The sequence below is a fragment of the Methanolobus vulcani genome, from assembly GCF_900100715.1.
In the GTDB taxonomy this organism is placed as follows: Archaea; Halobacteriota; Methanosarcinia; order Methanosarcinales; family Methanosarcinaceae; genus Methanolobus; species Methanolobus vulcani.
The window spans coordinates 22,929-42,442 of sequence record NZ_FNCA01000011.1 but is presented as its reverse complement, the minus strand read 5'-3'; the positions used below and the strand labels follow the sequence as shown (position 1 = coordinate 42,442).

Annotated in this window: 13 protein-coding genes; 11 read left to right on the top strand and 2 right to left on the bottom strand. The window is 40.1% G+C overall.

The features are described 5' to 3' along the window. Window positions 1-222: 222 nt before the first annotated feature. A complete protein-coding gene (locus tag BLP52_RS12835; protein WP_162272991.1) occupies window positions 223-6,036 on the bottom strand; it encodes a VWA domain-containing protein in 5,814 nt (1,937 codons plus the stop codon). Window positions 6,037-6,353: 317 nt separating this feature from the next. Here BLP52_RS12835 and BLP52_RS12830 point away from each other — a divergent pair, with 317 nt between their 5' ends. The 11 genes from BLP52_RS12830 (at window position 6,354) to BLP52_RS12780 (ending at window position 15,807) form a co-directional block, all read left to right on the top strand. Then, complete coding sequence (locus tag BLP52_RS12830) at window positions 6,354-6,821, top strand: DUF7287 family protein (protein ID WP_091710889.1); 468 nt, start codon at window positions 6,354-6,356, stop codon at window positions 6,819-6,821. A 1-nt stretch (window position 6,822) separates the two neighbouring features. Next, complete coding sequence (locus BLP52_RS12825) at window positions 6,823-7,431, top strand: DUF7288 family protein (RefSeq protein WP_091710888.1); 609 nt, start codon at window positions 6,823-6,825, stop codon at window positions 7,429-7,431. Window positions 7,432-7,441: 10 nt separating this feature from the next. Further along, the gene (locus BLP52_RS12820; RefSeq protein ID WP_091710887.1) at window positions 7,442-8,293 is read left to right on the top strand and encodes a cupredoxin domain-containing protein; all 852 of its coding nucleotides are present in this window, start codon (window positions 7,442-7,444) and stop codon (window positions 8,291-8,293) included. Beyond that, the gene (locus tag BLP52_RS12815; RefSeq protein ID WP_091710886.1) at window positions 8,290-8,766 is read left to right on the top strand and encodes a DUF7266 family protein; all 477 of its coding nucleotides are present in this window, start codon (window positions 8,290-8,292) and stop codon (window positions 8,764-8,766) included. The genes BLP52_RS12820 and BLP52_RS12815 overlap by 4 nt, the downstream gene beginning before the upstream one ends. A 19-nt stretch (window positions 8,767-8,785) precedes the next feature. Further along, window positions 8,786-9,556: a DUF7289 family protein gene (locus BLP52_RS12810; RefSeq protein WP_091710885.1), complete on the top strand. Its 771-nt coding sequence runs from the start codon at window positions 8,786-8,788 to the stop codon at window positions 9,554-9,556. A 17-nt stretch (window positions 9,557-9,573) separates the two neighbouring features. Next, window positions 9,574-11,043 carry a DUF7289 family protein gene (locus BLP52_RS12805; protein WP_091710884.1) on the top strand — a complete coding sequence of 490 codons (1,470 nt, stop codon included), beginning with the start codon at window positions 9,574-9,576 and terminating at the stop codon, window positions 11,041-11,043. Between the two features lie 78 nt (window positions 11,044-11,121). Beyond that, on the top strand, window positions 11,122-11,553 hold the full coding sequence (locus tag BLP52_RS12800) for a peptidylprolyl isomerase (protein ID WP_091710883.1): 432 nt from the start codon (window positions 11,122-11,124) through the stop codon (window positions 11,551-11,553). Between the two features lie 249 nt (window positions 11,554-11,802). Continuing rightward, complete coding sequence (modA, locus tag BLP52_RS12795; RefSeq protein ID WP_091710882.1) at window positions 11,803-12,627, top strand: molybdate ABC transporter substrate-binding protein; 825 nt, start codon at window positions 11,803-11,805, stop codon at window positions 12,625-12,627. Window positions 12,628-12,640: 13 nt separating this feature from the next. Next, a complete protein-coding gene (gene modB, locus BLP52_RS12790; RefSeq protein WP_091710881.1) occupies window positions 12,641-13,309 on the top strand; it encodes a molybdate ABC transporter permease subunit in 669 nt (222 codons plus the stop codon). Window positions 13,310-13,318: 9 nt separating this feature from the next. Then, complete coding sequence (locus BLP52_RS12785; RefSeq protein ID WP_091710880.1) at window positions 13,319-14,437, top strand: ABC transporter ATP-binding protein; 1,119 nt, start codon at window positions 13,319-13,321, stop codon at window positions 14,435-14,437. A 71-nt stretch (window positions 14,438-14,508) separates the two neighbouring features. Beyond that, on the top strand, window positions 14,509-15,807 hold the full coding sequence (locus BLP52_RS12780) for a hypothetical protein (protein WP_091710879.1): 1,299 nt from the start codon (window positions 14,509-14,511) through the stop codon (window positions 15,805-15,807). A gap of 99 nt (window positions 15,808-15,906) precedes the next feature. Here the strand turns inward: BLP52_RS12780 and BLP52_RS12775 are convergent, their stop codons facing one another. Next, window positions 15,907-19,497 carry a lectin like domain-containing protein gene (locus tag BLP52_RS12775; RefSeq protein ID WP_162272990.1) on the bottom strand — a complete coding sequence of 1,197 codons (3,591 nt, stop codon included), beginning with the start codon at window positions 19,495-19,497 and terminating at the stop codon, window positions 15,907-15,909. Window positions 19,498-19,514 lie beyond the last annotated feature (17 nt).

The window sequence follows — 19,514 nt, the reverse complement described above, 5'->3', positions numbered from 1 at the left end:
TACTTGAATTGATAGATAGACTATTTTTACTAATTTTGGATCTGCTGAACTGACAGAACATCCGGTAAGTACAAAGCTACTTTTGCACCGATAAAACCGAATCATAGATTAATAAGGTAAGTAGTCAGTTCTTGAATGAAACTACAAATAGAAAAGTAAAAGAAGCTCAGGTTTTACCAAAGCTTCTGAATAGATTTTAATCTCTAATACTACAACTGTAAATCAACTAATACTTATCATCCCTTTTGGTCTGACTGCCAGCACATCCCTGGCAACAAGCATGCTACTCTCATTTCCTATTTGATAGGCATATGCAGTGATGTAAGCTCTTCCAGCAATTGCACTGGTAAAGTCCACAGTATCCCAATCAACAACGGTGACATTAATTGGGTTCTCATAGTTTCCAAAATATCCTATGTTGCTGTAAAGATACACATAAGCAAAACTTGTGTTTCCCATCGTGTCTTTAAGAGTTAGAGTCAACGTAGTAGTATTGTCTATCAGTATAACCTCATCATCAGGATACATATCAAAGCTTCCCAATGGGAACGCAGACACTCCAGTGACACTACCACCTACACTGGCACTTCCAGCACCACCAACAGAAACAGTGATATTCTCACCACTAAGGTCTGTATATGTTACCGTTGAAGTTGGCATGATAATAGGAACATAACCTGCACCATCCACTTTCATCTGATACCATATACCCCATTTGTCACCTGGTCCCATGTTTGGCAATTGCCATTCTAAGGATGAAGTTGAACCGGATTGAGTAATTGTAGGCTCTGCATTACCGGTTGCAGGCGCAGTTGGTGTATCAAAGAATGTCAAATTGCCTATGGTAGCATTGCTGCTACCTGACTGATATGTTGCTTTTGCAACTGCAAGAGGAGTTACGTAATTATATGGAACACGAAGATCCAGAACAGGGCCATCTGCAGAGAAATTAGTTATCTGCATGGCAATTCCCTGGAAGATATCTTTCAGGACACTGGAATTTGGTGCGAAATAGTATTCACCACCGGTGATGGTTGCAATTTCCTGCAGTATCGGGTCTACGTCTGCTTCACTGTTACCAAATCCTACTGTGTAGATAACTGTGTTGTTGTCCCTGGCCCTGTATGCTTCTTCCAGCAAGGAATGATAACCTGCATTGTCAAGTCCGTCTGTCATGATGACTATGGTTGAGTTTCCGTCTACAGACGATAATTCATTATTAGCCAGATAAAGACCCTCATCGATTGCTGTAAGTCCGTCAGCAGTGATTGTATCTATCGCATTTTCCAAATGTGAGAGAGAATCATTGTCAAATGTTGATGTCACACTTCCGGTCCATTCGTTCCATGAAACAGGAGTTGATACCGGCGTCTGATCAGTGTCACTGAACACTATATCAAAGCACTCGTAATATCTGGTGGATGAAGTTTCAACCTCTGTAACAACACCCCAGGATGAACCATCCCACCTCTGGATATTAAGATCATTACTTCCATCAGATGTCATGAGGAAGATAGCATCAGATGATGGATCAGGAGTCAACTGGACCCAACGTGTGTAACCGCTACTTCCTATAGCGAATGCAGAAGATTCTGAACTCCAGGAAGAACCATCCCATGTTCTATATTTAGGAACAGGATTGCTTTCACCCCATACAATGATACCTGTACCACTGTTCTCTTCAAAAGCAACATCAACAGACCTTCGACTGTATTCGTAGACATCATTTTCTACTCTTAAAGGTGTTTCCCAGGAAGAGCCATCCCAGTCTGTTACATAGATATCATATGACCAGTCTTCAGTAGCAAGAAGGATTCTGTCTGAGTTAGGATCAGCTGCCATCTTTACCCAGAAAACATAATCGGAGTAATAATACATGTTTGTCTCTGAACCCCATGAACTGCCATCCCATATGCGATATTTCATGCGGCCATCAGAATCAGCCCATGCAACTATTGCCCTTCCTGAGTCCTGCTCATACATGACATCAAAGCACTGGTAACTTTCAATAACAGCATCGTTGGTCAATTCTATCTGGTTGCCCCAGGAGGAGCCATCCCAGACCTGAGCACAAAGGTCAAGTTTATCGTCCAGTGTTACAAGAACCATCTCATCGGAATTTGGATTTGCTTCGAGCCGGATCCACCTTACATCTCCTTTTCCTTCATTGTTACTGTATACCAGAGACTCTGAGCTCCAGGATGAACCATCCCAGACACGATACAATGGAACTCCATCATCCTCATCCATGTTCATGTAAGTTATTATGGCATCTCCGGACACCTGTTCATATTTCAGGTCAAAACCTCTCTGTCCGTATGAATCGAGATGATTTGAGAACTCATTGACAGTTCCCCAGGAAGAACCATCCCATACCTGGACATTAACATCATAACCGTCATCAGAAGTTGCCATTATGATCTCTGAATCTATAGGACTTGATTCAAGTACTACATAACAAGGACTTGCACCAACATAATTGGCAGAGCTTTCTGAAGACCAGTCAACACCGTCCCATGTACGTACCTTTGGTGTACCTCCACCGCCTCCACTGTCGTAATATGCTGTCATTACAGTATCAATATCAGTGGTGGATACATTTACCGTAAACTTCGTATCTGCCTGGACACCGGCGCCTTTGGATACATCAATATTATAAGTATTATCTGCGGTAAGTAGTGCTGAGACTTCACAGAAACTGGTTCCCGTAGATGAAGAGAGGACATCTATACCATCATACAGGGACACATTTACTGTAGTGGAATCATCCCATGATACATTGAATATGTAATATCCGTCCGTATCCGGAGTGAAATAACCGACCCAAGTACTGTTAGCCAGCACATAACTGGTCTGGCTGCCTTCTGAAACCACGTCCTCGAAACTATATAGCGCAAGTCCTGCCTTGTCACCTCTTGTTTCATCAAAGCTTGACATAAAAGCATGTGAGGACAACTGTGTTGCACTCTTTTTATCGATGTAGGTTGTGATTGTAAAGTCTTCTGAAGAACTTCCAAACACAGTAATTGTCCAGTTACCTTTTTCTACTGTATCTCCATCATCGTTCGGGTAAACATAAGACAATGGCTGAATCCATATATATTCGGAAGTAGCATCTGGGTAATAACCTGTGGTGTTGTCATTCGGACCATAAATTGTTCCGGAAGGACTTGTCAATTGAAGAGAAAAATCATTGCTGCTATTTTGCCAATCGAGCTGAACTTTCAGATCATTGATGGTTTCGTTGATAAAGATTGTCTTCTCATAAGGTTCCATCAAATCGAATGAACAATCATAAGCATGATCGTACAGCTCAGTGTCAGCAGAATAAGATTGGATTGGAGTTCCATTCCAGACTATTTCAACATTCTTTACACGATTGTTCCAATTGCTATGCTCAATAAGATAATAATAATCGTAGAATGAGATTGTATTACTTCCTGGTTGTACATAGCTTGAGATGTCATACTCATAACTATCCCATTGTTCATTTATACCTGTATCAGAAGAAGGGATCAATACAAAATTATCGCCATTTACTTTAACAAGAGCCTCTCCTGCACTTGAACCACCATAGTTGGAACCTGCATTAAACGTAGTATCCAGATCATATCCATCAAACCTGAGTTTCACATTACTTATAGAAGAAGGCGCTGAAAGTGAACCCTGGAATGTGTAATCATAAGGGGTGAAACCTTCAACACCATATTCAATTTCAGATACATCGTAATCACTAAGTTCCTGGGAGATCGTAGCATAGATCTCACTGAGGTCGGAACTGTCAGGTGCATTGTAGTAAGTACCGCCTGTCTCTGATGCGATGTGGCGCAGCAGGGCTTCATCGAGACTGCTTCCAAGACCAATTGTATAGATGGTCACACCATTGGCATTTGCATATGCTATGGCGTTCTCACCATCCTGGTCCTCACCTGCATTTGTTTCTCCGTCAGTCAGAACAATCATTACTTTTCTGGCACTTGAACGTCCGTGGTTAATGAGAAGATCATTTGCATCTGCCATACCTTCTCCCATGGCCGTAGAACCACCATCGGTTATTGAATCAATGGCACTTTTAACGGATACTTTATTGTTGTAGGCATTAAGCAATGTCATATCCTCATTCACACCACTTGAACTTGCAAATGAAACAATACCCACTTCAGAGTTAGACACAAGATTATCAGTGAATTCTTTTGCTGCATTCCTTGCATCCTGGATAGGTGTGCCCGACATACTTCCTGAACGGTCGATCACAAGTACAACATCCAGAGGAGAACCGGCATAATAGTCAGGATCCATACTACCTGAGCGGTCAAGCACAAGCATTGCACTTGCTGCTGGTCTTACAATAGGAAGCTCTCCTTCTATGGAAATAATAGTTGTAATATTTACAAGAGAACCGGAGTTTACTGTTGAAGGTGTTACATTAAGACTTACACTAAGGAATGGCTCTGATTTAACACTTATATTAGTAGAGACGGTCATATTTGCACTGGTTGCCAAGATGCTGGTGTTTCCTGATACGTTTCCAGTGAAGGCACCATAGATACGTCCTTGAGAATCTGTTGTTGCATTAATGAGATCTGTATCATTATAGTTAGCAATAGTAAATGTTCCCACTGTAGTGTTTGTATTGTTAAAAAGAACATGGATATTTGGCAACGAATGACCCCATTCATCCAGTGCGACCAGTGTTATGTCAGTATGATGGTTTCCATTGAGATCCTGGGAAAGTACTGCAGCTGGATTTGCGTACAGGTCCATTGAATCAAGAGGACCCGCTGTGAAATAGAGAGTGGAACCGTTTGTGAAATTAGTAAAGCCGGATTCATTCTTATAGGTTGCAGTTACTGAAAGGGATTCAATGTAGGGTGTGGGACCAATAACAATATTTGCACGTCCCTGGCTGTTCAGAGGTACTAATACAAGGTTTCCACTTGCACTTGTGAACCTGACTTGCTCTTTGACAGGAGTGGAAAGAGGAAGTATCGGATTCATGAATTGATCAACAGGTCTTGCTGAAAGTGTGTAGCGATCCTCATTGTTTGAAAGTGAATATTCTGGACTATAGCTCATAAAAAAATTATTGATCTTATCAGCAATTCCTGTAATAGTAACATTATGTTGCAATGAGGTATTCAGAACATTAATGGTAACAGTATTTCCACCTGCTCTTTTGTCGGTTGTGAAGATATTTGGAACTATACCGCTTGAATCAGTGGTGCCATTATAATATTCAAGACTGGCTGAATTGTAAGTGTTGGGACTATTATAAACAGTGTTTTCAGGTGGTGTTACTGAAAAACTGATATTCACATTCCCTACTGGATTATAGAATGAATCATAGACTATTGCGGAAATGTTAGAACCGGTGTTGACAGTATATTCTTTGTTGTATATTACCTTCATCAGTCCGGGTGAACCAGGAACTACATCAAGATATGTGGTGTTTGTAACTGAGCCTGCAGTTGAATAAATAGTGATATTGCCTGCTACAGTAGAGTTGAGTGAGAGAAGGAAATCCTGGGAAGGAGATGTAACATAAGTAACATTTCTTGTTGCAGAACTTGCATATAGGGATGATATCTTTGATGAGTTTACATACATTTCCAGGTCATGCAATGGAATGCCAAAAATATCTTTTATGATCACATTCAGAGTAACCGGTGTGCTGTAGTTGATATTTCCTATGGAATCGATTGGTGAAAATGTAATGTTTGTGATATTGCCTGCCGTATTCTGATAGTGATCTGCATGGACTATTATAGAAGATATTGATAATGGAGAAAATGTTACGGTGGTCTGGTTAGAGAAATTTCCGGCACTTGCATTGACATGGGCTGTACCTGCTACACTGGAATTGATAGTTACTTCAGCTATGCCGGATAGATTTGAATAAGCTGAAGAAGAACTGAGGATACCAAGATCTGTTGTAAAGTTGACAGGTGCATTGTTCACCGGAGTGCCGTTGTCTGTGATCATTACGCTGATGTTGACACCCTCTGAAGCATTGCTCTGTATATCTGTTGTAAGCATTTCCACATCAAGCGCCAAAGAAGTTATAGAGAATACAAATAAGATCAATAGAAAGAACGTTAATTTTTTAAAGAACACCATTAAGCCACCACGTGATAGTTTTTATGTCACCGCAAAAACTAGATTTGAATTTTTAAGCAAATCTATTATAAGATAATATAATGTGACAATAATATAAGACATTTTGTATATTACTCCATTGTGAAACTGTGCAGAAAATCAAGTTAAGAAAAATCAACTACAACAGAGTATAGAAAGGGATCAAACAAAGATATTATTATATAATACTAAATCTATTATAAAAATAAGGGGATTTTTTGGATAATCGCGGACAGATGCAAATTGACTATATAATAGGAATATCGATATTCCTGACCACCATTATTTTCGTATTTTCATATACATCAGGATTATTTCTTCCATTCGAGTCAAACTCCGATGAAATTACCCTTATTGCTGACAGAATATCTACAAATATAGTAGAACAGGAACTCAGTGCCCAGAAACCTGGAAACATTAACCTTCTTGACGGTACAAAAGTTGCCACCTTTTTCACAGAGATCAATGGCAATTATGACGGGATCCTCAATTTCTATGGTTTAAATAGTACATATTTGCGCTATGATATGAATGTCACGATCGAAAATGAAAACAGCACAATATATGCTGGCGGTAAACAACTTCCTGAATACAGCAATATTGCTCAGACAAAAAGGGTAATAATGTTAAGGAATGAGACCACAGGTAACTCATCCATATCTGTTCTTTCTGTAAGGGTGTGGTAATATGAGAGCTAAAGCACCATTTTCCATCAGCAAAGACAACATAGCTCAAATATATACCCTTGAGGCTCTGATCGCTGCCACCATCATAATAGGTGTACTCATATTCTCAATCCAGGCTACATCACTTACCCCCCTGACATCCTCAACAGCTAATGCCCATGTGGAAACCCACCTTTATACAATCGGACAGGATATCCTGAACTCACTGGATTATTCACAGAATGGTGAAGACTCCGATCTCAAAAAGGATATACTCAACTGGGATGGAGATTCTTATAGCTGGAACAGTGTGACCTATGCCCATACCAATAAAACACTGGTTAACAGCTCAACAGCAGATATGCTTAAAACGGTAATTGTTCCGAGAGGAATTGCGCATAATGTTGAATTTACCTGGATAGATAATAACGGAAATACGATTACTCTTCCTTACATTTACAATGGTGAGCCTTCAAACAATGCAGTCGTTGTTTCAAAAAAACTGTTACTTTCAAATTCTGACATGCAAACACCTTCACAGTTTGCAACAACCACCGGAATAGGAGATATGGACACAAATACTGACTTCTATAGTTTGATAGATGTCAGGTTAACCTTGTGGCGGATGTGATGGTGTAAATATGAGAAAATCAGATGATGCTGCACAGATGATACTGATTGCCAGTTTTGCCATAGGCATGGCTGTAGTCGTATTGACACTTATGCTAAACAGCATTATTTTTGCCAGCAACACAGCTTCGGAATCAAATGTTGAAACAAATGTGTATGATTATTCAAACACTGTCCAGGTTACTGTTGAAGCCTATGAAAAAGCATATTCTTACTCATATAACGGATCTGTAAATGATGCTAAATTCAATGATTATATTGGTGTTTTTTCCCGGAAGATGACGGAAAGCTGTGCTTTTTGCGGAGTTATCTATACTATAGAACACGGAGACTTTCAGGAGCCTTACTTTACACAGAATGGACTTATTGATGGAAAAGCTAACTGGACCGTTATTGAAAGAATAAATAACACTGATACTTTTATGGTGGCAATCAATTCTACAGCATTCACCAACGGTACAGTGTTTTCCGTAGAGGCCTTTGATCTATCAGGAACAATATGGTCTGCAAAATTTGTTAGATCCGGCATCAACGTAAACGTTAGTGTTACAGATGGAGTTACAGTACTCGACACATATAGTAGCAGCAGCGGGGAAATGAACATTAGTTCTAACCTTATAGACGGAAGTTCCTTTTTCAATTATTATTTTAATGACGAAACAGCCGGGAAAACATACAGCATCCGATTCATTAATGGAAGTGCTACATCCGGTACATTCCTGATTGCAGGAGATACAATAAATGGAAATCAATTTGAGATAGAGAGAATTGATGTAGTTGAAACGAGAATCGAGATGGTTAAAAATGGTAATCTCAAGATGAACGCATTGATACCAATCACATTACCAAAAGGGCAAGCATGATCAAAAAAATAAAAGATGACGATAATGCAGTATCCATTTCGGTTGGAACTGTTCTTATGCTTTCAATAACAGTGATAACACTGGTGGTTGTGGTTGGTTCGTTCTACACAATGATGGACAGGCACGAGAGGAGTGTCGCACGTGATCAGTTTGAAATACATGGAAATGATCTGGCACTGCAAATATCAAATATAGATACCGCTGTTCAGATCACAAACAACTACGGTGGAAAAGCTGAGAATATCAGCTATCAGTTTTCATTACCTGCTGCAATTGCAAGGCATCAATATTCTATTGAACTATCAAATAGTACCAGGGAAATAATTTTTAGATCAGAGAGCGGGCCTGAAACAGAAGTAAAGATAACGTACGTTACATCAACTTCAAGTGTTGCCTCAAATAAAGTATACAGCGGACAGGACTATTTTGAACTGTATTATGATGCAAATTCAAATTTAATAGGTATCAGATAAACCAAAAAGAAGTGTTGATATGAAAGGAAGGGATCTGAGATCTGATGATGCGGTATCTGAATTAATAGATTTCAGCATAATATTGAGTATTATACTACTAGCAACAGCCATCATTGTGGTTGCCGGGTATCCGCTTATTCAACACTTGCAGGAAAATCAGCATTCAGAGAATATCGTACAGAGTTTCCAGGTTCTTGCCCCGAATATCAATAAAGTGGTTAAAGGTAGTGCACCTTCCCAATCCATTGAACTGAAAATGTATGGTGGATCACTTTCTGTGTCAAGTTTCAGTTACATGGAAGTCAATATGCAGGTATGGAATGTATCAAATAGTTCTTATGATACCGAAAAGTTTGCAAAGCATATTGGGACGATAGAGAATAACTATGAGAATACGTTTGTTTGTTATGAGAATACAGGAATTTGGTCGAGATATGAAAATGGTCAGTCATTGGTTAAACTGAACCCTTTGTTCAGTTTTTCTGATAATGTGCTTCTGATACCATGTTCAAGTCTATCCGGTACTTCCAGCCTTTCAGGAACCGGACTTGTAAGTGTTAGTGTAAATGGTGGCAGAAGAACAATAGAGAGATACTACAATGTATCTCAGGTCAATATTTCGATTAAAAGTGATTACTTTAAAGCGTGGGAAAAATACCTGAACGAAAGTATGGAAATGCCAATCGAAAATGTGGATTGGACAAATAGCACAGTCAGTACCAGTAAAGATTATTCATCAAATATAGATGTCTTTATTGTTGAAGCACCCATGCATGTTACCATAAATTGAAAGGATGAGATGGAATAATGAAACTAAAACAATTATCAAATGAAAGAGCAGTTTCATCTGTTGTTGGAATTGTACTCATCCTTGCAATTACACTTCTATCCATAGCAATTATAATCCTTTACACAACACCTACCCTGGACAACCTCGAAGATATCGCTGAAGCTCAAAAGGTCGAGCAGGCCTTTACGGTTTTTGACTCAAGAGCAAGCAAGGCCTCATTGGGAGAATCACCCATCCAGATAACGAGGGTCAACCAGATGGGTGGAAAACTTGAGGTTATGGGTGACACCGCAGACTACAACGATAGCCAGATAATGGTATTAGCATTGGATAGTGATTCATCATGGTATTCAGAATTTTATGATAACCGCACACTGTGGAATTCATGGAAAAAATATGAGAACGAATCGGATTTTGCAGGATATGGTTCACCTATACCAATGGGAAAGATCAAGTACACTTCAGGTAACAGGATAATTGCTTACGAAGGTGGTGGTGTGTGGTCTAAGTATGGCAATGGCGGCACTATTATGATCTCGCCACCAGAATTCCACTACAATATAGAAACACTTACACTTCCTGTAATGAGGATAAGTGGAAATACGTCTGTATCAGGAATTAGCGATACGACCATTAAGGTTGTTTCTACTAATAAGCCAGAGATCCTCTTCCCAAATGTGGTCCTGAATAGTAATTTTACAAACCCTCTGAAAGCTGATAATATTATAATTTACATAAAGAGCGACTTCTATGAGGGATGGGCAGAGTATGCAGAGTCACTTACATCTACTTTAGTAGCTCTGGATCATGAAAACCAAACTGCAGTAATTGAACTTGATACTTTACCACCCATGGGAACTTTTGCACTTTCAAATTCATTCAAGATCATAAAGCTGAATGCTTCAAATCCGGACCCGATGTATAATTTTTCGTTCTATTTCCAGGATGAAGATGGTGAAGCTTCAAATTTCAATTCGGTTGAAACCACTGTTACTGCAACTTCAGGAACTAAGACACTTTACTATGAGATCAAAAAGAATGTCATAGATACTATTGAATATTCAGATACATCGGTCAGTCCGGATAAAGAAATTTGGGATACTTATGGAAGCAGTGAATTCCCGGTTTATGAGGATCCTGCAAATGTGAAGCTGGCAAACAGTACTTTTGATCTTCTGAGTGATACCTATATGCTGGAGTACAGTGACGCTGATATTACGGAATATTCGTGGGATGAGAAAAGCTCGACAACAATGCTTCCAAATGTTACAATATCAGATGGGGATGTAATGAGTTTGTACAACGTTACTAACCATTACATGAAGCTGCTGGCACAGGATGGTGTTATTGCATGTTCCTGGGAGCAGAAGAACAATAATAAGATACAGGAAGACCAATCAGAATATACTCTTATCTATGATTCCGGTGGCGGTATCATTACATTCCTGCACATTACCAGTAATGAGCTGCATGCTACTGTCAGTTAATATAACTCGATCAAGTGGAGTTCACAGAAAAACTTAAATTAGCCATAAGCCTTTAGAAATCCCATAAAGGTGAAATTCATGAAGAAAGCAATCATTGAGACCGATAAAGGAAATATTGTCCTTGAACTGTTCGAAAAGGACGCACCAAAGACCGTGGAAAACTTTGAGAAGCTCATTAAGGAAGGATTCTATGACGGACTTACTTTCCACAGAGTGATTCCAAACTTCGTTATCCAGGGTGGATGCCCAAGAGGAGACGGAACCGGCGGACCAGGATATACTATCAAGTGTGAGACAAAGGGAAACCCACGCAAACACGGCAAGGGTGCACTTTCAATGGCACACGCAGGAAAGAACACCGGTGGAAGCCAGTTCTTCATCACACACTCCCCACAGCCACACCTTGATGGCGTGCACACTGTCTTCGGTCAGGTTATCGAAGGTCAGGATGTCGTCAACAAGATCAAGGCAAAAGACAAGATGAACAAAGTCACTGTCGTCGAAGAATAATTATTTTGTTTTGGCAGCTTTTTTGCTGCTACTCTCTTTTTTAAGATACATTTTTAATCTACTGAATTATTTCTTATTATAACAGAAATTTCAGATAATCAAAATACTCCTTAACTTAACAGTATCACTATCAGGAAAATTACTTATATTAGAATGAGGAAGTTAGCGTTATGTGGCAGAGAACATAACGCATAATTAATAGATATTTTACGTTAAGTTCGGCTGACTGCATGCAGGAAGGTAGTAATTATGACATTTAACAAAAAACTAATTCTGGCTATTGCAGCCATACTTGCTCTTGTGGTATTCGTAAGCGGTTGTACCGACACCAGTACAACAAGTGACGTAGGAACTGACGTAAATACCGATAGTGGCTCAGGTGAAGTGACAACCATCACAGTATCGGCAGCAGCGAGCCTTACAGAAGCATTCACAGAACTTGAAACCGTTTTTGAAGAAGAGAATCCTGATATCGATGTGAACTACAACTTTGCAGGTTCAGGAACACTCAGGATACAGATAGAAGGTGGAGCACCTATTGACGTGTTCGCATCAGCATCACAGAGCCATATGAATATATTAAGTAATGAATCCCTTATTGTTGAAGAATCAAGAAAGGACTTCGCATCAAACACCGTTGTACTGATAACACCAGTTGACAGTACACTGAACATAACAGGACCTGAAGATCTTCTGTCAAATGATGTTGAAACAATAAGCATCGGAAACCCGGAAACTGCACCGGTTGGAAAATACACCGTAGAAGCACTGGAACAGGCAGGTCTCTGGGACAAACTTCAGTCCAAGACACTGCTTGCAGATGATGTAAAGCAGGTGCTCGTGTATGTTGAAAGAGGAGAAGTTGATGCGGGATTTGTCTACAGCACAGACGCAGCAACAGCAGATGAAGGTACAATCGAGGTAAAAGCAACCATACCTACTGTAACCCCTATCAGCTATCCGATTGCAGTAGTTGAATCATCAGAACATCAGACGGAAGCACAGACATTTGTGGACTTTGTCACATCCGATGAAGGAAAGGCAATCCTGCAGTCTTACGGATTCACAGCTTAAAAGGAAAATAATAATGTTCGACCAGATTGGATTTCCCCTGCTGATCACACTTAAAATAGCCGGCCTTTCCACATTAATAGTGGCAATAACAGGCATGGTGATATCATACATACTTGCAAGACGTGATTTTCGGGGAAAATGGCTGGCCGACATTGTTGTAACTTTACCCCTTGTACTTCCACCCACAGTAACAGGTTATCTTCTGGTAGTGTTGCTTGGGAAAAAAGGAGCACTTGGGAGCATTCTCTACAACCTTACAGGATGGAGCATAGTATTTACCTGGCAGGCAGCGGTAATTGCAGCTTTTGTTGTATCCCTGCCGCTTATGGTCAAAACCACCACCGCAGCCATAGAAGCAGTAGACAGGGAATACGAGTATGCGGCTTTCACCCTTGGGAGAAAAGAACTTGACACCGCCCTCTTCATAACTCTTCCGCTTGCAAAGAAAGGCATACTTGCAGGAATAGTCCTCAGTTTTGCAAGGGCAGTCGGGGAATTTGGTGCCACACTTATGTTTGCCGGAAACATCCCCGGAAGAACTAACACAATGTCTATTTCAATTTACAGCGCATTCCAGGCAGGGAATAATGAACTTGCCAACACACTGGTCATCATACTGATAGTAATGTCCCTGCTTTCAATGGCCATAACTGCAAAGGTCATTAACAACTGGAAGATATGAGGCGATATCATGGGCATTAAAGCGGATTTCAGAAAACGGTATTATCGAAAAAAAAGTGATAAGAGAAAAGGCATTGAAGCCGCTTTCACACTAGATGCTCAATTTGAAGTCGGCGATGAGCTTGCAGTATTTTTCGGTCGCTCGGGATCAGGGAAAACAACAGCTCTACAATGCATCTCTGGACTGCTGGAACCAAACGGTGGCAAGATAATTGTCAACGGCAATGTGTATTTCGATTGCCATAAGAGGATCAACCTGCCAGTACAACAACGCAGCCTTGGTTATGTTTTTCAGAGCTATGCACTTTTCCCGCATATGGATGTGAAAAAGAATATAGCCTATGGACTGAAGGGATGGGAAGAAAAAGACAAGGAAGAACGAATCGATGACATGCTCCAGATGCTTGACATCAAAGGACTGGAGAATAATTACCCCTCTCAGCTTTCAGGCGGTCAGAAACAAAGAGTTGCACTTGCACGTGCACTGGCACCAAAACCTGACATACTATTACTGGACGAACCGTTTTCCGCTCTTGACAGGGTTGTCCGCATGAAACTCAGGGAGAAGATCAAGGAGATACAGAGAGAACTGAAGATCCCTGTACTTTTCATAACCCATAACCACGTTGAAGCATTCACGATCGCCGATAAGGTTGTTGTGTTCCATGATGGAAGAGTTCAGCAGATAGGAACTCCTGAAGAGGTGTTCTATCATCCCAAAAACTGCCATGTTGCCGAACTTGTAGGTGTGACAAATATATTTGAGGATTCGTCGGTAATAAAAGATGATGAGATGGCAGGAACTCTCACAATAGGTTGTGAAAACCTGAAGATCACTGCAAAGAGGCCTGACTATCAGGTTAAAGAAACCATATCATGGGGGATCAGACCGGAAAACCTGCGTATCCTTCCTGTGACCGATGAAACCATCAAAGATGAGAATACACTCCATGCATGTGTTAAGAGCATGGTGAACAAGGGTTCAAGCAAAACCCTTGCACTTGAGATAAAGGAACATGAAAATCTGATGATAGCTGAAATATCCGACCAGTTCTTTGAAAATCTCAACCTGAAAGAGGATGACAGGTGTCTTGTCCGTATTGAAAGAGACAGAATAGTCCTTTTCTGATATTACTTTCTTGTCAGAGCCAAAATACCCAATAAACTTTTAAAGTTGCATCGCCTTTTCTGAGTGAAGAGATGAAATTCATTGAAAGGCTTTTAGGGAAAAAGCAGGAAAAAGAAGAGTCTCATTCAGCTGTTTTTGAGTTCAGGGAACTTGCCGCAATTGTGACAGAGGAATCTGAAAAACAGATAGATGGACTCAGACCTGTCGTAGAGGAGAATTATGGTTCAATTAAGGCAGCATTAGAGGAACTTGAAAACCAGAAGGAAGAGTTGCTGGCTGCTGAGCCTATGGAGAATGTCAGCAAACGAGGAGAGAAACTCGGTGGATCAAACAGGGATAATGTTGTCAACAACCTGAACCTCATACATGATAAATTGGAAGTCCCAAAAGATACATCACCATTAATTGCCTCAGAATTCTACAAGGATGCAAAATCTGTTCTTAAAACTGTTCTTGATAACACAAGTCGTAGCCTGATGTACATCAAAGCACTTTATCCTCAGGAACACCAGATGATCAATCAAGGGCTTTCTGAACTTGAGGATTCTCTTGATGAACTCTATTCCTCAATTATGAAAGGAATCAGAAGAATCGAAGACCTTGATAAAATTGAATCCAATGCTGAGGATGTAAAAAGAATAGAAGAAGAAATGGACAGTATCGCTAAAAGAATCCAGGAAATGCATTCCAGATATGACGCTGCAAAAGAGAAACTCAGCAAAGCAGAGTCAAGGCTTACGGAACTGGAGAACAGCGAGGAATTTGAAAAAGCAAGGCAACTGAAAGATGAGATTAGAACGGTTGACTCAGAGATAAAAGACATAGAAGCAGAAATCAAGAGATTGTTCACACCTTTATCCAAGGCTATCTCAAGAATGGAAAAGCAGGATGATAATGATAGGTGTGTGCTTTCACCTGAGAACAGGACAATTCTCAAATCAATAAAAGAAGAGCCTGCTAATGCAATTGAACAGAATATTGATCCATTCCTTACTGAACTTACAAATCGAATAGAGAGTGGAGAACTGGGACTTAAGGAGCAGATGTGTGAGAAGGCCCTGAAACAGATAGATATCCTCAATGACAGAGATCTGATTTCATCATTTGTTGAACATAGGAAAGAACATCTTGAGGAGAAAGATGAACTTCTTGCTGAATTGAATTCCCTTAGCATCTACAAAGAGAAAGAAGAGATAGAGAAGGAAATAGAGAAGTACAATCTAAATCTAAAAGATGTGAACAACGATATCGACTCTGAGAGCAAGCACCTCTATAATCTTAAAGATGAGATCGATAGGACCAGATCGTCACTTCTTTTGAACTTAAGAAATGTATTCGGTGAGGAAGCAGAGATCAGATATCAGGAATAAACTTTTTTAAGCTTGCTTAATAATCTAATTCTGGTATTGAATATTCTAGCCTCAGGTTATTGATTACAATATTAAAAAGAAAGTAAAGAAATCAGAATGTTACTCTGATTTCTTCATCTTGAAAACTAATCCCAGAATTGTGGCCACTATCAAACCGGACAACGTTGTTAATGTGCGTACAGAATTGTTCCGGGATTGATCAGAATCCTGCAGAACATCCGGTATGATATTCTCTGAAACTGCGGTGTCGCCTTTATTGCCTGAAGAAGAGCCTGCGTTAACCTGACCGTCTCCTGAGATATCAACACAGATAATGAATGGTGAAAATCCTGTTGTTGTCGCTTCAAAGTAGATGTACTCATCATCTTCACCTGTCACAACCGTTGGAAGTGTGTTCCAGATACCATCTGAAAAGTGTTCCATGCGGATATCCCCTTCAACAAAACCATTGGACTCTAGCCATTCTCTTGATACTGAGAAGGAGATCTTCGCATCACCAATGCCAGATGAGAAATCTTCATCACCAAGAAGAATATCCATTCCCTGATAAACCGATACAGATGAAGGTGCGGGAGAACTTTCCGGCAGTTCATTTAGCAAACTGACAGTTGCCATGACATAACCTTGATTTGTCCCGGATTCAAAACTTATCTCATTTACCGGAGTGGAATCACCTGTGAATACATATTTTACTTCAGCATCTTTACCAACAAAACGTACGCTGGAATCAGTTGCAACAATATTTGACGCAGAAGAAGTGATTGTGGCTATTTTTACACGTATTCCGTCATCATGGCTGGAACTGTCATCTGAAACCGCCGGTTGAACACTATTCAAGGTCAGCGGAAGATAATCAGTATTGTTTCCGTCATCTGTGATCTCATATGCATCGCAGAAACCATTTCCAATAGAATATTCTGTCTGGCTCCAACCAGTGTTATCTGGCTTTGCCCAGAAATTTCCACCAAGATAACTTTCATTGATGATGTTGATTCCATTTGCCATTGTGATATTCCAGTCGTTGGACGTACCGCCTGAAACATAGACATTGGCACTGCTGTTGAAGTAATTGTTATAGATCAGATTGTCACTGCAATCAACCAGTGAAAGACCATAAGTGGAAATGTCACTTATATTGCAACTATAGATAGTGTTGTTATCTGAAGAAGAAAGATAAACACCATATCGATTATCAGTACTCGTACAATTATCGATGCTCACATTGTCGCTGTCGTAGAGGTAAAATCCACAATAGTTATTCTCAATTTCCAGATCCTCTACTGTTACGTTGGAACAATTAAATAAATAGACAATTCCTGCATTGGAACTGGCATCTAGAACCTGATCCGAACTGTTCACAAGGTAATATATCGGCTTTCCGTCAACCAGATTATCCGTTCCTACAATATTGGCGTTTGAATCAAAATATGAATTAAACGTGTTATTATTCATAGAATTGTCATTCAGGATGTTGTTCTCTGAACCACGTAAACGTAATCCATATGTGTTCTCATCTGAAGTACAATTTGAGACGCTGTTGTCCTGAGAATAATAGAAATAGATACCATACGTATTTCCAGAAGCAGAGCAATTACTTATGTTACATCCTTCTGAAAAATAAACAAGTATTCCAATATATCCATCTACAGCATTGATGCCTGAAATATTAACATTATCAGCTATTAAATAAATTGTAATCTCACTTGAATCCTCAGAGACTATTCTGACATCTTCAGGATTACCTGTAGATGACAGAATACTGATGTTGTCTGTGTCCAGATACAAATTCTCCGTATAAGTTCCAGGTTCGATAACAACCGTATCACCATCAGATGCAGCATTGATTGCTTCAGTTATAGTAGTAAAATCAGCACTACCACTGCTATTGACAACAATTGTTGAATTAAGAACCTGAATGAAAGAAGTCCTTACAGAAGTATTGTTTCCATAAGAGTTTGATGCATTCAGTGATACTGTGTAGATCCCGGTTTCTGAATAAGAGTGCAGTGGGTTCTGAAGCGATGACGTTGAATTGTCCCCAAAGTCCCATTCCCAGCTTTCCGGTGAGAACAGACTTACATCATGGAAATCAACTGTCTCATTGACATGAACATATCTTGTACCTGCAACAAATGCAGAATCAGGCTCTTTGTTCTCTGTGGTGAACGCTTTGATACATACATTCATATTGGAATCCGAAATGTCTGTCCACTGGCTGCCATTGAAACTCATAAAACTCTGGCCTGCTTCAGCATGGGCATTTTCACTATAATCTTTTACAACTTTTTCGATTGCTATCGGGGAAGTATAATTCGGTGTTGTGAATTCTACAACAACTGAGAAATTCTGACCGGCATTAAGTGAAACATTTGTATCAAGGTCAATAGTATGATAACCTGCAATGGCAATCGTTCCATTCTGAACAGATACCGGACCTGAACTATTAACAGGACCTGATTCAGGGTTCAGATACACAGAGATATTGTAAATGGAGTTAGAATCTACAGTATAAAAGCTCACAGCCTCAAGAGTCTCATTTGAACTCGCTGTGAAGATATTAGCACCTGAAGCAGTGCTGTTATTGTAACCTGCACAACCGACCCATCCAAGTTCATCATACTGATAAACACGGCCATAATTGCTTACGTTCTCTGCCGTGTACAGGAAATTGCCAGCATATGGTTTGGTACCAATTCCATCTATACCTTCATCATTTCCCATTACTGTGTCATAGTAGGATACATAGTAGAATCCATCCTCACCCCAGGAATCACCCCAGGAATTTTTGATTATGAACGCTCCATTTCCAGGAGCTGTGGGAGTGAAATTCTGAGCAGAATAATTGTCATCCCAGCCAACCAGAGTCACAGCATGGTTTGCATATACAACCGGGCCATTGTAATAATAACTGTTATTATCGGAATCAAAATAAGAATCATCCTGCATTATGGCTACTGATATGGCTCCATAGTGAGTAAGCATCCATTTATAAAGAGTGTCATTGCCTTCAAAACCAGGAAGGATCATAATTTCCTGCACATGTTTTGCTACTGGAAGGTTATCCGGGGAAAAACCTGAGTGATCATTGTACGGATCATCGGATTCCAGTACAGGGCCACTCCATCTTGAGTAGTAAGCAGCATCAAAAAGGTCAAAACCACCATCATCATATGTGCGGGTGAATCCATCGGGATTGCTTGATACCAGAGTATCCTTTATGTTATTCTCAGAAAAATCCCATGTTTCTGATCTGTTAAAAAGGAGATAAGATTCGAGGGATGCAGTAGCTGAATGAGTCCAGCAGCTTCCGGCCTGGCCCTGGTCCCTAACTGCCGTGACACCATTGTGCTCACGCAAGTCAAAACAGGAAGGATACGATACTTCAGAACTCATCAGTTCAAGACCTGAAGTCTTAATGGTATCATCAGCCATTAGATAATCCATACTTACAGGAGAAAGATGAGAGAGATCTACAGGAGAAGGAATAAGTCCTGTGGGATGATCGAACGTTTCAGAAGGCACATTATTTTTTGAACTGACAGGCAATGCGAGACTTGAAAAAGTCAAATCATTTGAGTTTACCTGAACTGATTTTTGTTCATCCACCAGTTCTTGCTGATATTCTACAAATGCAGGATTCAGAGGTGCAATCAAAATCCCAGGCGAAGAGTCATTCTGATCAGAACTCATATATGTATCATTTTCTG

Coding starts and splice junctions, on each gene's coding strand:
- BLP52_RS12810 (WP_091710885.1), top strand. CDS start 8,786: ATGAAAGGAAGGGATCTGAGATCTGATGATGCGGTATCTGAATTAATA.
- modA (WP_091710882.1), top strand. CDS start 11,803: ATGACATTTAACAAAAAACTAATTCTGGCTATTGCAGCCATACTTGCT.
- BLP52_RS12800 (WP_091710883.1), top strand. CDS start 11,122: ATGAAGAAAGCAATCATTGAGACCGATAAAGGAAATATTGTCCTTGAA.
- BLP52_RS12785 (WP_091710880.1), top strand. CDS start 13,319: ATGGGCATTAAAGCGGATTTCAGAAAACGGTATTATCGAAAAAAAAGT.
- BLP52_RS12825 (WP_091710888.1), top strand. CDS start 6,823: ATGAGAGCTAAAGCACCATTTTCCATCAGCAAAGACAACATAGCTCAA.
- BLP52_RS12815 (WP_091710886.1), top strand. CDS start 8,290: ATGATCAAAAAAATAAAAGATGACGATAATGCAGTATCCATTTCGGTT.
- BLP52_RS12775 (WP_162272990.1), bottom strand. CDS start 19,497: ATGAGTTCTGATCAGAATGACTCTTCGCCTGGGATTTTGATTGCACCT.
- BLP52_RS12805 (WP_091710884.1), top strand. CDS start 9,574: ATGAAACTAAAACAATTATCAAATGAAAGAGCAGTTTCATCTGTTGTT.
- BLP52_RS12835 (WP_162272991.1), bottom strand. CDS start 6,036: ATGCTTACAACAGATATACAGAGCAATGCTTCAGAGGGTGTCAACATC.
- BLP52_RS12820 (WP_091710887.1), top strand. CDS start 7,442: ATGAGAAAATCAGATGATGCTGCACAGATGATACTGATTGCCAGTTTT.
- BLP52_RS12780 (WP_091710879.1), top strand. CDS start 14,509: ATGAAATTCATTGAAAGGCTTTTAGGGAAAAAGCAGGAAAAAGAAGAG.
- modB (WP_091710881.1), top strand. CDS start 12,641: ATGTTCGACCAGATTGGATTTCCCCTGCTGATCACACTTAAAATAGCC.